Source organism: Caulobacter sp. HMWF025 (assembly GCF_003060965.1).
In the GTDB taxonomy this organism is placed as follows: Bacteria; Pseudomonadota; Alphaproteobacteria; order Caulobacterales; family Caulobacteraceae; genus Caulobacter.
Genome location: NZ_QAII01000011.1, coordinates 1 through 12,673 on the forward strand (window position 1 = coordinate 1; position 12,673 = coordinate 12,673).

At 66.4% G+C, this 12,673-nt stretch carries 13 protein-coding genes; 8 read left to right on the forward strand and 5 right to left on the reverse strand.

Annotation, left to right across the window (positions count from 1 at the left end):
• A partial coding sequence (gene purL / locus DBR10_RS01325; protein ID WP_108556096.1) for a phosphoribosylformylglycinamidine synthase subunit PurL occupies positions 1-2,187 on the forward strand: 2,187 nt, incomplete at its 5' end.
• Positions 2,188-2,267: 80 nt separating this feature from the next.
• Complete coding sequence (locus tag DBR10_RS01330; RefSeq protein ID WP_108505482.1) at positions 2,268-3,071, forward strand: DUF3313 family protein; 804 nt, start codon at positions 2,268-2,270, stop codon at positions 3,069-3,071.
• A 41-nt stretch (positions 3,072-3,112) separates the two neighbouring features.
• Here DBR10_RS01330 and DBR10_RS01335 read toward each other — a convergent pair whose 3' ends face one another.
• The 3 genes from DBR10_RS01335 to DBR10_RS01345 all read right to left on the reverse strand — a co-directional run bounded on the left by DBR10_RS01335 (position 3,113) and on the right by DBR10_RS01345 (position 6,680).
• Positions 3,113-3,619 carry a fasciclin domain-containing protein gene (locus tag DBR10_RS01335; RefSeq protein ID WP_233243158.1) on the reverse strand — a complete coding sequence of 169 codons (507 nt, stop codon included), beginning with the start codon at positions 3,617-3,619 and terminating at the stop codon, positions 3,113-3,115.
• A gap of 178 nt (positions 3,620-3,797) precedes the next feature.
• Positions 3,798-5,645 (reverse strand): PAS domain-containing hybrid sensor histidine kinase/response regulator, encoded by a 1,848-nt coding sequence (locus DBR10_RS01340; protein WP_108505480.1) that lies wholly within the window; start codon positions 5,643-5,645, stop codon positions 3,798-3,800.
• A gap of 105 nt (positions 5,646-5,750) precedes the next feature.
• The gene (locus tag DBR10_RS01345) at positions 5,751-6,680 is read right to left on the reverse strand and encodes a M20/M25/M40 family metallo-hydrolase (RefSeq protein WP_199223564.1); all 930 of its coding nucleotides are present in this window, start codon (positions 6,678-6,680) and stop codon (positions 5,751-5,753) included.
• A 148-nt stretch (positions 6,681-6,828) separates the two neighbouring features.
• Here DBR10_RS01345 and DBR10_RS01350 point away from each other — a divergent pair, with 148 nt between their 5' ends.
• The 4 genes from DBR10_RS01350 to DBR10_RS01365 are packed head-to-tail and all read left to right on the forward strand — an operon-like array spanning position 6,829 to position 8,780.
• Positions 6,829-7,065, forward strand: a complete 237-nt coding sequence (locus tag DBR10_RS01350; RefSeq protein WP_108489538.1) for a BolA family protein — start codon at positions 6,829-6,831, stop codon at positions 7,063-7,065.
• A 4-nt stretch (positions 7,066-7,069) separates the two neighbouring features.
• Entirely contained in the window at positions 7,070-7,963 is an 894-nt protein-coding gene (locus DBR10_RS01355) for a hypothetical protein (protein ID WP_108505478.1), read from the forward strand.
• Positions 7,964-8,022: 59 nt separating this feature from the next.
• Complete coding sequence (grxD, locus tag DBR10_RS01360; RefSeq protein WP_108505477.1) at positions 8,023-8,364, forward strand: Grx4 family monothiol glutaredoxin; 342 nt, start codon at positions 8,023-8,025, stop codon at positions 8,362-8,364.
• Positions 8,361-8,780: an acyl-CoA thioesterase gene (locus DBR10_RS01365; RefSeq protein ID WP_108505476.1), complete on the forward strand. Its 420-nt coding sequence runs from the start codon at positions 8,361-8,363 to the stop codon at positions 8,778-8,780. Before grxD ends, DBR10_RS01365 begins: the two co-directional genes overlap by 4 nt.
• Here DBR10_RS01365 and DBR10_RS01370 read toward each other — a convergent pair.
• Positions 8,770-9,135 (reverse strand): hypothetical protein, encoded by a 366-nt coding sequence (locus DBR10_RS01370; protein WP_108505475.1) that lies wholly within the window; start codon positions 9,133-9,135, stop codon positions 8,770-8,772. The two genes, DBR10_RS01365 and DBR10_RS01370, sit on opposite strands and share 11 nt — an antisense overlap.
• Positions 9,136-9,155: 20 nt before the next feature.
• The gene (locus DBR10_RS01375) at positions 9,156-9,782 is read right to left on the reverse strand and encodes a glutathione S-transferase family protein (protein ID WP_108490140.1); all 627 of its coding nucleotides are present in this window, start codon (positions 9,780-9,782) and stop codon (positions 9,156-9,158) included.
• 100 nt (positions 9,783-9,882) lie between these two features.
• On the opposite strand from DBR10_RS01375, the gene DBR10_RS01380 reads away from it, so the two are divergent.
• Positions 9,883-11,217 (forward strand): spinster family MFS transporter, encoded by a 1,335-nt coding sequence (locus DBR10_RS01380; protein ID WP_108505474.1) that lies wholly within the window; start codon positions 9,883-9,885, stop codon positions 11,215-11,217.
• 95 nt (positions 11,218-11,312) lie between these two features.
• On the forward strand, positions 11,313-12,673 hold a 1,361-nt coding region (locus tag DBR10_RS01385; RefSeq protein ID WP_108556098.1), incomplete at its 3' end, for a spinster family MFS transporter.

Genomic DNA, 12,673 nt, shown 5'->3' on the forward strand with positions numbered 1-12,673 from the left:
ACGAAGTCCATGGCCGATACGGCCCGCGAATTTGGCCTGAATGCGGAGGAGTACGCTGTCGTGCTCGACCGCCTGGGCCGTGAGCCCAATCTGGTCGAGCTGGGCGTGTTCTCGGTGATGTGGTCCGAGCACTGCTCGTACAAGTCCTCCAAGAACCAGCTGAAGAAGTTCCCGATCACGGGTCCCCGCGTGATCTGCGGCCCGGGCGAGAACGCCGGCGTGATCGATATCGGTGATGGCGACGCGATCATCTTCAAGATGGAGAGCCACAACCACCCCTCCTATATTGAGCCCTACCAGGGCGCGGCGACGGGCGTGGGCGGCATCATGCGTGACGTCTTCACCATGGGCGCGCGCCCCATCGCCCTGCTGAACGCCCTGCGGTTCGGTGATCCGTCGCATCCAAAAACCAGGCGCCTGGTCGACGGCGTAGTGGCCGGCATTGCGGGCTACGGCAACTGCGTGGGCGTGCCCACGGTCGCCGGCGAGACCAATTTCCACAGGGGCTACAACGGCAATATCCTGGTCAACGCCATGTGCGTGGGCCATGCCGAAGCCAACAAGATCTTCTACTCGGCCGCGCCGGGCGCGGGTCTGGCCGTGGTCTATTTCGGCTCCAAGACCGGCCGCGACGGCATCCACGGCGCGACCATGTCGTCGGCGGAGTTCTCCGAGGACTCCGAAGAGAAGCGCCCCACAGTGCAGGTCGGCGACCCCTTCGCCGAAAAGCTGCTGATCGAAGCCACCCTGGAACTGATGGCCACCGGCGCGGTCGCCGCCATCCAAGACATGGGCGCAGCAGGCCTGACTTCGTCGTCGGTCGAGATGGCCGGCAAGGGCGGGGTCGGCATTGAGCTGAACATGGACATGGTCCCGCAGCGCGAAACCGGCATGTCGGCCTATGAGATGATGCTGTCGGAAAGCCAGGAGCGCATGCTGGCGGTGCTCAAGCCCGGCCGCGAGCACGAAGGCCACGCCATCTTCGAAAAGTGGGGCCTGGACGCCGCCGTCATCGGCTACACCACCGACACCGGCCGTCTGGTTCTGAATCATCACGGCGAGACCGTCTGCGACGTGCCGCTGGCCCCGCTGTTCGACGATGCGCCGCTGTATGACCGTCCGTGGGTCCAGCCCGCCCTGCACCCGCGCCTCGACCCGGCGAGCCTGGCCGCGCCGGGCGACTGGAACGAGGCCGTGCTGAAGATCGTCGGCAGCCCCGACATGGCTTCGAAGCGCTGGCTTTGGGAGCAATACGACCGTCACGTGATGGCCGACACCCTGGAAGACAGCGCTACCGGCTGCGATGCGGGCATCGTCCGCATCCACGGCACCGGCAAGGCCATTGCCGTGACCAGCGACGTCACCCCGCGCTACGTCCAGAACGACCCCTATGAGGGCGGAAAGCAGGCCGTGGCTGAGGCCTGGCGCAACCTGACCGCCGCCGGCTCCCTCCCCATCGCCATCACCGACAATCTGAACTTCGGCAGTCCCGAAAAGCCCGAGACCATGGGCCAGATCGTCCGCGCCACCGACGGCATGGCCGAGGCCTGCCGCGTCCTCGACTTCCCGGTCGTTTCGGGGAACGTGTCGCTCTACAACGAGACCAACGGCGTCGCCATTCCGCCGACCCCGACCGTCGGTGCCGTCGGCCTGCTGGTAGACTATGACCTGCGCATGGGCTTCGGCAATGTCACCGGGGGCGACACGCTGGTGCTGGTCGGCGAGACCCGCGGCGAACTGGGGGCCTCGATCTATCTGCGCGAAATCCTCGGCCGCGAGGACGGGGCCCCGCCGCCGGTTGACCTCGGGGTCGAGCGCAAGCACGGCGACTTCGTCCGCGACCTGATCCCCACCGGTCTGGTGGCCGGCCTGCACGACCTGTCGGACGGCGGCCTGCTGGTGGCTGCGGCCGACGTGGCCCTGGCCAGCAAGGTCGGGATCACCCTGGCCGTCGAAGCCACCCTGCCCGTCCACGCCTGGCTGCTGGGCGAGGACCAGGCCCGCTATCTGATCGCCACGCCCGATCCGGAGGCCGTGCTGGCCGCTGCCAAGGCGGCGGGCATTTCGGCGTCAATCGTGGGTCAGGCGGGGGGCGACGCCCTTGCAGCCGACGGTGTGTTCAGCGTCTCGCTGGACGCCCTGCGGACCGCCCATGAGGCCTGGCTGCCCGGCTTCATGGCCGGCTGAGACATACAAAGCGCCGCGCCGGGCCCCTTGCGGTTCGGCGCGAGCGTCCCACCTGTCGGTATCCCCGTCAGGCAGGATTCATGACGCTTCAAGCCCTTCACGCCACCGCCCTGATCGGTCTGACCCTGACGCTCGGCGCCTGCGCCACCACCGCGCCGGAGCGATCTGGGTTTCTCAGCGGCTATGACACCCTCCAGGCCCGGAAAAATCCAGGCCGGGCCGAGGTTCGCGAATACCGCGACGCGGCGTCACTGAAGGCCGTTCAGAAGGTTCGATTGACGCCGACCGTCCTGTCAGAGGGGGCCGACAGCCGCTCTCCCCTGACGCCGGAGGAGCGGCTGGCCGTGCTGCGCGAGGTCGATGCCCAGCTGTGTTTCGAACTGTCCGAGCGGTTCGAGATCGTCGGTGCCGAGCCGGCCGATGCTGATGTGCGGGCCGCCGTCACCTGGTTTGAACCGACCGGACGGATGGCCTCGGCGGCGTCGGCGGCTTCGGCGTTCCTGATTCCAGGCCCCATCGGCCTGCGCGTTCCGGGGACCCTGGGCGGGCTTGGCGTCGAGGCCGAGATGCGGACGACGGTCGATGACCGACAGATCGCCGCGATTGCCTGGGCGCGCAGGGCAATGGCCGTCGGCACGGATGACCCCTCACTCTCGCGCCTGGGAGATGCCCTGCAGTTTGCCGAACCCTTCGCCGATGCGGCCGCCGCTGCCATGACGCCGGACGGGCACAAGGCCCGTGACATCAAGGGCAAGGCCGATCCCTGCAAGGCCTATGGAGACAGGTTCCAGCCGGCCGGCCTGGCCGCCAAGATCATCACCAAGCTCTATGTGCCGGACTCACGGGGCGACGCAGCCGCCGGGGCCGCGCCGCCGGAGAAGTGAGCGGACCCGGGCCGCTGGCGGCCGCCCGGGTCACAGCGGGATCAGGGCATCAGCACGCCGTCGATGACGTGGATCACGCCGTTCGACTGCAGCACATCGGCGATGGTGATGTTGGACACACCGCCCTTGGCATCGGTGATCGTCCAGCCATGGTGACCCTTGGCAACGGTGATCGGCTCACCCTGCACGGTCGTCAGCACAGCCTTGCCGTGACCGGCCCTGGCCATGGCTTCGATATCTGCGGCCGTCAGGCGACCTGCCACCACGTGATAGGTCAGGATCGTGGTCAGGGTCGCCTTGTTCTCCGGCTTCACCAGGGTTTCGACCGTACCGGCGGGCAGCTTGGCGAACGCGGCGTTGGTCGGTGCAAACACGGTGAAGGGGCCCGGGCTGGACAGGGTCTCAACCAGACCGGCGGCCTTGACGGCCGCGACCAGGGTCGTGTGGTCCTTTGAATTGACGGCGTTCTCGATAATATTCTTCGACGGATACATGGCCGCACCGCCGACCATCACAGTCTTGCCGTGGCTCATATTCGAATGATTCATTTGCGCATACGCCGTACCGGCGAGCGAAAGCGAAAGCACGCCGACTGCGGCGAGCATCAGGGACTTGTTCATTGGGTCGTCTCCGGGGGAGTTACTGGTCCTCTGCTGGGACATCAGGAAGTACGCCGCATCCCCGGAGGAAGATGCGAGCCCACTGAATTTTTTCCGGCAAGGTGGCTCAGTCGACCGTTGCCTCGCCGTGGCGACGTCCCGACCAGCGCGCTACGGCTTCCAGAAGGCGGGCCGGATTGATGGGTTTGCCCAGATGGTCGTCCATCCCGGCTGCGAGGCAATTGGCGATCTGCTCGGACAGGACGTTTGCGGTCATGGCGATGATCGGCGTCGCGGCATCGTCGGCATGGCTCATGGCCCGGATATGCCGCGTCGCGGTCAGGCCATCCATGCCGGGCATCTGGACATCCATCAGGACCAGGTCAAAGCCTCCGCCGCGCACGGCCTCGACACCGGCCAGGCCGTCATTGGCCGTTTCGACCTCGATCCCGAAAGGCTCCAGCATGGTGCGGACCAGTTCGCGATTGACGGCATTGTCCTCGACCAGCAGGAGACGAATGCCGTCGCCAGTATCGACCTGCACGGCCTGATCAACCCGGGTCGCCGGGACCATGTCGCAGAGCGGTGCCGCAATCTCGAACCAGAAGGTTGAACCTTCACCTTCGACACTGTCGACGCCGATCCGGCCGCCCATCTGGTCGATGATCCGGCGGGAAATGGCCAGGCCCAGCCCCGTGCCGCCGAAGCGTCGTGACACCGCTGCGTCGGCCTGTGAGAAGCGCTCGAACACGCTGTCCTGCTGGGGCTTCGGGATGCCGATGCCGGTGTCGCGAACCGACACCCGCAGCCGACCTTCCGGTCCATCCAGAACCTGCTGCAGATCAAGATCGATGCGACCGACGCTTGTGAACTTCACCGCGTTGGACAGGAAGTTCAGGACCACTTGCGACAGGCGCGGACCGTCAACCAGCATGGGACGCAGGCTTTCGGGTGCATTGACCGCCAGGGACAGCCTGCGATCGCGGGCCTGGGCCTCGACGAGCGCCGCACAGGATGCCGCCATGGCCCGGGGGTCCAGGGGCTGCGGATCCAGTTCAACGCCACCGGCCTCGAGGCGGGAGAAGTCGAGGACGTCATTGACGACATTGAGCAGGGTATTGCTGGCGTCCTCAATCAGCCCGACGTGGCGCGCATCGCGCTCCGAAAGGCTGCTCGACCCCCGCAGAACCCCGGCAAAGCCGATAATGGCGTTCAGAGGCGTCCGCAGTTCATGCGTCATGTTGGCCAGGAAGTCAGACTTGGCCGCAGCGGCGGCCTGAGCCAGTTCCAGGGCCTGCTTGAGATCCAGCTCGAGCCGTTTGCGTTCGGTGATGACCCGCGAAGCCACCAGGAGTTCGCCGTCTTCTCCGGCCAGTCGCGAATAGGTGCTCTCGACCCAGATCGGATGGCCAAGCTTGTGGACGCTCTCATACTCCAGCGTCTTGGCCTCTCCCCCCGGCTCCAGCGTCGCAATCAGCGCCTGGACCTGATTATAGACCTCGGGACTGACATTGGCGCTCGGGGACAGGTGAACATAGTCCTCAGGGGTGAAGCCGGTCAGCTTCTCGATCGAGGGCGACATGTAGAGCGGCTTGCCCTTGCGGGACCAAAGATTGACGTTGTCGGTGAGATTGTCAGCCAAGAGCCGGTAGAGACGATCGCTCTCGCGGGACTGTTTCAGGGCGTCTTCGGCTTCGGCATGCCGGCGCTCGGCTTCGTCTATGGCCCGTTGCTTGGCCTCCAGGCTTTGCGTGAGGTCGGCGCGCAGGAGCTCTAGGCTTTGCTTCCGGGACGCCAGAAACCAGGCCAGCGGCGCGCCGAGAGCCGCCGTGATCACAAGGGTGGCGACCGGCGTAAAGCCCGCAGGATTCCGCTGAATCACGACGTTGACGACAAAGTCGAGAGCAACGGCGGTCGCCACGAGGGCTACAACCGTGCTGAGGGCACTGACAAACTTGTCTCGCAGCATGGACATGCCGATCGCAGCGGGGCCCTTGATGGCTACAATCCCTTACTCCGGAAGATTAAGATCGCGTGTGAGGCAAGAGCATGGGTGCGCCAATTCGCCGCACCTTAGCCATCAGCGCCCTGGCGGCAATCCGTCCAGCGCGGTCTCCAGGGCGAGTGTCGCCAGGATCACGGTTGCGACGGAGCGGCGATAGAAGTCCTGGGGTATCGTGGCGAACTCGTCCGTGGCCTGGTGATACTCGGGGTGGTCCTCGACGCCGAAATAGACCCAGGGCACGCCCTTCTCGGCAAAAGCATAGTGGTCGGACTGGTTGGTCCAGTTGTCGCGAGGACCGTTGATGTCGGTGTCATGGCCAAGCTTCAGCGACACCGGCGCGATCTTGGCTACGGACTCGAGGATGGGTCGCAGAGCCGGGAACGGGCTCGCTCCGGCGGCATAGAGCTCATCCTTCGTGTTCTTGCTGAGCATGTCGAAATTGACGTTCAGCCCGATGGTCGCCAGCGGCATCGGCGGGCTCGCGACAAAGGCCCGGGCTCCGCGCAGACCGCCCTCCTCCGCATCGACGACCGCGAAGATCACGTCGTGGCGCGGCGGTTTGGCCTTGAAGGCCTCGGCGACGGCCAGCAGGCCACCGACGCCCGAGGCATTGTCGTCGGCCCCGTTGAAGATCTCGCCGGCCCGCACGCCCAGATGGTCATAGTGGGCGGTGACGACCAGAACCTTGCCGCCCTTCACCGTCCCCGGGATCCGGGCCACGAGGTTGGTGGCCTCCACCTTCGTCCCGTCACGCTTGGTGTAGCTGAACGGCTGCTCGAACACCGTCCCAACCGGCTCCAGGCCGATCTCGCCGAACCGCTTGAGAATATAGGCGCGGGCCATCGCTGACCCCGGCGTTCCGGGGGCCCGGCCCTGCATGTCGTCGGCCGACAGGATGCGGACATCCTCCAGGGCCTTGTCGCCGGGAGCGGCGAAGACGGGCGTGGCAGCCAGGGCCAGGACGAGGAAGAGAGGGGCGAGGCGGAGAGCGGTTCGAACGAGCATGATGCCTCTATGCCGCGAGACTGCGTTGAATTGAGGTTAAATTCACTTAAGCCTGCACAAATAGCCAAGTCGCGCTATCTAAGCGTGCACGTTCCTTCACAGGAGTCCTGAGCGATTCCCTTCGCTCAACGATCGGAGTTTCTGCCTCGTGCCCATGTCTCCCGCCGACCTTGAAGCCCGCCTGCAGGCGGCCTTCCCCGACGCCGAGATCGTCCTGACGGACCTGGCCGGTGACGGGGATCACTACAAGGCGCGCATCGTGTCGCCGGCCTTTCGTGGCCTGAACCGCGTCAAGCAGCACCAGATGGTCAACCGCGCCCTGGCCGACGTCCTGGGCGGCACCCTGCACGCCCTGGCGCTCGAAACCGCCTCACCGGCGGACTAGGCCCATGCGCTACCGGCCGTTCGGCAATTCGGGCATGGCGGTCTCGGCGATCACGCTTCGCCTGGCTGACTCGCCGCGCCTGCGGGCGGCTGACTGGCGGTCGCTGATCTTCGCCGCCCTCGAAAGTGGCGTGAACAGCTTTCAGGTCGACGGCGAGTCGCCGGCCCTCATGCAGGGCGCGGCCGAAGCCTTCGCGGCCCTTGAGCGGAACCTGCTGTTCGTGACCCTGCGGGTGCGCGACGAGAGCGACAGACTGACGGCCGAGTCCGTCGGGACCCTGGTCACCAAGGCCCTCAATGGCCTCGCCCTCGACTATCTGGACCTGATCCTGATCAATGCCCCGGCAGGCGAAGATCTGGCCGAAGGGGCCACAAGGACGCTCCGGGCCCTGCGGAGCGATGGAGCCCTGCGGGGTCTGGGTGTCGCCAGCCGCGACGACCTGCCCGCCGGACTGCAGGCCTCCGACCTGCTCACCGCCCTCTCTTCACCCTTCAACCTGTCGTCGGGCTGGGCCGAGCGGAACCGCATCCGGGGTGCAGTAACCCGCAATCTGGCGGTGATCGGCGAAGATTATTGGCCCCAGGCCCTGCGGGACCTGGAAGTAAAGCCCGTTTTCCAGAAGCCGTCCCTGTGGCGGCGGCGGACAGATCCCCTGGCCGATGTCGGCAGCTACGAATTCCTGACCGGCACTCACGGCTGGACCGGCGAGGAGATCGCGCTCGGCTATGCCCTGACCGAGCCGTCGCTGGCCACTATCGGTGTCACGGCCGAAAGCCGCGCCGAAATCGAGCGGCTCGCTGCGGTCGTCGAGCGCGATCTGCCCAACGGCGTCTGCGCCCAGATCGAAATGGCCCGCTTCTCGGCCCAGGAACGCGAGAAAGCCGAGCGGAAAAAGTAGGGGCCTTGACCCGGCGGTGCCCGGCGCCTAGCTGAAGGGCCTTGCAAGGACCTGCCGACATGAACGACGTCACCGCCTCCCCCGCCCTGGACTTCATCGCCAAGACCGTGGCCGACCATGCCGTGGTGCTGTTCATGAAGGGCGTCCCTGACCAGCCCCGTTGCGGCTTCTCGGCCGTATCCGTGCAGATCCTGGATCACCTGGGCGTCGAGTTCATCGGCGTCGACGTGCTGCAGGACGACGAACTACGCCAGGGCATCAAGACCTTCACCGACTGGCCGACCATTCCCCAGCTCTATGTGAAGGGCGAGTTCGTCGGCGGCAGCGACATCGTGCGCGAGATGTTCCAGTCGGGCGAACTGAAGACCCTCCTGGCTGAGCAGGGCCTTATCCAGGCGTGAGCCGGATCTTCGTCCCACCGGCTGACGCCTTTTCCCTGACCTTCACGCCCCGGCCTGAAGACATCGACGCCAACGGCCACGTGAACAACGTGGTCTATCTGGCCTGGGCGCAGGACCTGGCGACAGCCCACTGGGATGCCCGCACCTCGCCCGAGGAACGCGCGCCGTGGAGCTGGGTGGCCCGACGGCACGAGATCGACTACCGGCGCGAACTGCTTCTGCACGAAACGGCCCGCGGCTACACTTGGGTGGGCGAGCTGAAGGGGCCTCGCTTTGAGCGCCATGTCCGGATCGACGGCCCTGATGGCCAGATGTGTGCGCAGAGCCGTACCGACTGGGTACTGATCGACATCGCCGCCAAGCGCCCGGCTCGGGTGCTGCCCTGGATGGTCGAACGTTTCTCGCTCAGGGTCTGACCGGATTGGCCACCATGACGCGTTCGCCGCGCCGCAAACCCAGCTCCGCATAGCTGAACACCAGGTCGACAAACCCCGGCTCGCCAAACTGGCAGGTCTCCAGCCGCCGCCGCGCGAAGGCGACCACCGCCCGGCCGTTGCTGCGGTCAACCCGGAACACGAAGTCCGCCCGCATCGCGCAGCCCTTTGAGACCACGCGCACCGTCAGCCCCTCGCGTCCGGCCGTTACTGCCAGCAGGGTCTCCAAGCCGGGCCAGACCTCGTCCGACAGCGACAGTTCGGGGCGGGTGGCGCAGGCCGTGGCCAGCAGAGCCATGCCGGTGACCAGAGCCGAGCGTCGGGACAGCCGGTGCATTGCCGCGCGCCCTGCCCGGCTCAGGCCCTGGCCGCCCGCTCCCACTCCAGGAAGTCCGGCATCGCCAGCAGCCGCGCGGCGTAGGCGGCGGCCGGGCCGGTGTCGCCGTGGGCGGCCAGGTCGATGGCGTAGGTGCGGAATCGGGTCGCCACCGGGGCGAAGAAGGCATCGGCGATCGACCAGTCGCCCAGCAAGAACGGCCCGCCCGAACGGTCGAGAAGCTGGTTCCAGCGCGCCACGATCTTGCGCACGTCCCTGCTGACCTCTTCGGAAAGTTCTGTCGGTGACGGCTCGACATCGAGGGCCATGGCGCACTCGCGACGCAGGGCCATGAAGCCGCCATGCATCTCGGCCGCCGCCGAGCGGCCCAGGGCCCGAAGTACCGGATCGGCCGGCCACAGACCCGCTTCGGGGAAGCGCTCGTGCAGATACTCGCAGATGGCCAGCGAGTCCCAGATCACGAGGTCGCCGTCCTTAAGCACCGGGACCTGGCCCGACGGCGAGTGGGGCGAAATGGCCTGGGCGGTCGCCTCGCCCTGCCGCAGCTCGACCACGGTTTCGCGGAAGTCTGCACCGGTGCGCTTCAGCGCCAGCCAGGGCCGAAGCGACCAGCTGGACCAGGCCCGGGTGCCGATGACGATCTCCATGGGACGGCTCCTGCGTGGACGGATGACGGGTAGTCATCCCGATTAACCTGCGGCTAAGGTGGCGACAACGATTAGAACAATACCATCAGGGAGTGCGCCCATGGCGGACACGGCAACACCGTCGCCGGTCATCAATCCTGTCTCGAGCGGCTATCGACGCTATGCGCTCTGGGTTCTGCTGATCATCTACACCCTGAATTTTCTCGACCGGCAGGTGATCAATATCCTGGCCGAGCCAATCAAGGCCGAACTGGGCCTGGCGGACTGGCAGCTGGGCATGATGAGCGGCCTGGCCTTCGCGATCTTTTACACGGTCCTGGGCATCCCGATCGCGCGCATCGCCGAACGCAAGAACCGGCCGATGATCATCGGGCTCTCGGTAGCGGCCTGGAGCGCCTTCACCGTCGTGTGCGGCTTCGCGCAGAACTTCTGGCAGCTGGTTCTGGCCCGCATCGGGGTCGGCGTCGGCGAGGCCGGCTGCACGCCGGCAGCCCATTCGCTGATCAGTGACTATGTGCCCCGCGAAAAGCGGGCCAGCGCCATTGCCTTCTACTCCATCGGCACACCGCTCGGCACCCTGGCCGGCATGGCCATGGGCGGCCTGGTCGCCGATGCCTATGGCTGGCGGGTGGCCTTCATGGTGGCCGGCGCGCCGGGGGTGATCTTCGCCCTGATCTCGATCTTCACGCTCGTGGAGCCCCGCCGGCAGCTGGCCGCAGACATCGCCGCCCGCGCCAGCCAGCAGATCAGCTTCGGGGCAGCCCTCGCCGTTCTGCTCGCCAAGAAGACCTTCTGGCTGGTGGCCCTGGCCGCCGCGATCAAGGCCTTCATCGGCTATGGTCAGGCCCCGTTCGCCGCCTCGTTCTTCTTCCGCAACCACACTGCAGAACTGGCCCAGCTGGCCTCGCTGTTCGGCCTGAAGTCGGCGGGATTCCTCGGCCTCGCCCTCGGTCTGATCGGCGGCACCGCCGGCGTGATCGGGGCCTGGCTGGGCGGAGTACTCGCCGATCGACTGGGGGCCAAGGATCTGCGGGCCTATGTCGTGGTGCCGGCCATTGCCTCTTTCCTGGCGATTCCGTTCTACATCGCCGCCATCAACCTGCCCTCGGCCGTCCCGGCCATGGTTCTGCTGACCATCCCCACCCTGCTGGGCACCCTCTGGTACGGCCCCGTCTATGCCACGGCCCAGAGCATCGTGGACCCGGCCATGCGGGCCACGGCCTCGGCGGTCCTGCTGTTCATCATCAACCTGATCGGGCTGGGACTGGGACCCGTCGCCGTGGGCGCGCTCAGCGACATCCTGGCCGGACCGGTGGGGCTGGGATCGGCGGAGGGTGTCCGCTGGGCCCTGATCATCTCGTCCCTTCTGGGCCTGGTGGCGTTCGGCCTGTTCTGGCAGGCCCGCAAGACCATCCGCGAGGACATGGTGGCCTGATCCCGCCACCTATTTCCCTACTGGCGCACTGACTTCCGTTACGTCTACAGTCGCCTCAAGAATTAGAACAAATGTTTGAGGGGAGAGAGTCTTCAATGGCCGAGGCGATCGCGTCCGGCGGGTCAAAACCCGTCTATTCCAACGGCTACAAGGCCACGGTGCTGGGCCTGCTGCTCGCCACCTACACCTTCAACTTCATCGACCGGACGATCATCGCCACCATCGGCCAGGCCATCAAGGTGGACCTGAAACTCACCGACACCCAGCTGGGCCTGCTGGGTGGTCTCTATTTCGCCCTGCTCTACACCCTGCTCGGCATCCCCATCGCTCGCCTGGCCGAACGCTGGAACCGGGTGACGATCATCTCGGTCTCCCTCGTGATCTGGTCGGGTTTCACGGCCCTGTGCGGCAGTGCCGCCAGCTTCGCGCAACTGGCCGCCTACCGTTTCGGCGTCGGGATCGGCGAAGCCGGCTGCTCGCCGCCCAGCCACTCGCTGATCAGCGACTATTATGCCCCCAAGCAACGGGCCACGGCCCTGTCGATCTACTCGTTCGGTATTCCGCTGGGCACCATGTTCGGCGCGGTGGCCGGTGGCTGGTTGGCCCAGGAGTTCAGCTGGCGCGTCGCCTTCGTGATCGTCGGCCTGCCCGGCATCCTGCTGGCCCTGATCGTCAAGCTGGTGGTCAAGGAACCGCCGCGCGGCCATTCCGAGATGAAGGAATCTCCGCTGGAGGCCGAGGACGTCGTGGTCGAGCCGCCGAAACCGGCCTTCTCGATGGCCACCGAGTTCGCGGAAATGTGGGCCGTCACCAAGGTGCTGTTCGGCAAGTGGCCGGTGCTGCACATGGTGCTGGGTGTGACCATTGCCTCGTTCGGCTCCTATGGCTCGGGGGCCTTCGTGCCGTCCTACTTCGTGCGGGCCTTTGGGCTCGATCTGGCCCAGGTCGGGCTGATCACCGGCCTGATCGGTGGCTTCTCGGCCGGCATCGGCACCCTCGTCGGCGGTTTCCTCAGCGACTGGGCCGGCAAGAAGAGCGCCAAGTGGTACGCCCTGACCCCGGCCATCGGCCTGACCATCTGCACGCCAATCTACATCCTGGCCTATCTGCAGACCAACTGGCAGGCCACGGCCCTGATCCTGCTGATCCCGGGCATCTTCCACTATGTCTATCTGGCCCCGACCTTCGGCGTGGTGCAAAACTCGGTGGACCCGCGCCGTCGCGCCACGGCCACGGCCATCCTGTTCTTCTTCCTCAATCTGATCGCCCTGGGCGGCGGCCCCGTCTTCACCGGCTGGCTGATCGACCACCTGGCCCAGTACAACTTCAACACGCCCAACGCCGGAGGCCTGATCTCGTCTCTGGTCGGCTCGTTCGGCCTGCCGGACTCGGCCGCGAGCTTCGCAGCCACCTGCCCCGGCGGCGTCGCCCCCAAAGGCTCAGCGGCGGACCTTGC

Excerpts from the sequence above, each read along its gene's own strand:
- DBR10_RS01330 (WP_108505482.1), top strand. The coding sequence starts at position 2,268 with ATGACGCTTCAAGCCCTTCACGCCACCGCCCTGATCGGTCTGACCCTG.
- DBR10_RS01335 (WP_233243158.1), bottom strand. The coding sequence starts at position 3,619 with ATGAATCATTCGAATATGAGCCACGGCAAGACTGTGATGGTCGGCGGT.
- DBR10_RS01340 (WP_108505480.1), bottom strand. The coding sequence starts at position 5,645 with ATGTCCATGCTGCGAGACAAGTTTGTCAGTGCCCTCAGCACGGTTGTA.
- DBR10_RS01345 (WP_199223564.1), bottom strand. The coding sequence starts at position 6,680 with ATGCTCGTTCGAACCGCTCTCCGCCTCGCCCCTCTCTTCCTCGTCCTG.
- DBR10_RS01355 (WP_108505478.1), top strand. The coding sequence starts at position 7,070 with ATGCGCTACCGGCCGTTCGGCAATTCGGGCATGGCGGTCTCGGCGATC.
- grxD (WP_108505477.1), top strand. The coding sequence starts at position 8,023 with ATGAACGACGTCACCGCCTCCCCCGCCCTGGACTTCATCGCCAAGACC.
- DBR10_RS01370 (WP_108505475.1), bottom strand. The coding sequence starts at position 9,135 with ATGCACCGGCTGTCCCGACGCTCGGCTCTGGTCACCGGCATGGCTCTG.
- DBR10_RS01375 (WP_108490140.1), bottom strand. The coding sequence starts at position 9,782 with ATGGAGATCGTCATCGGCACCCGGGCCTGGTCCAGCTGGTCGCTTCGG.
- DBR10_RS01380 (WP_108505474.1), top strand. The coding sequence starts at position 9,883 with ATGGCGGACACGGCAACACCGTCGCCGGTCATCAATCCTGTCTCGAGC.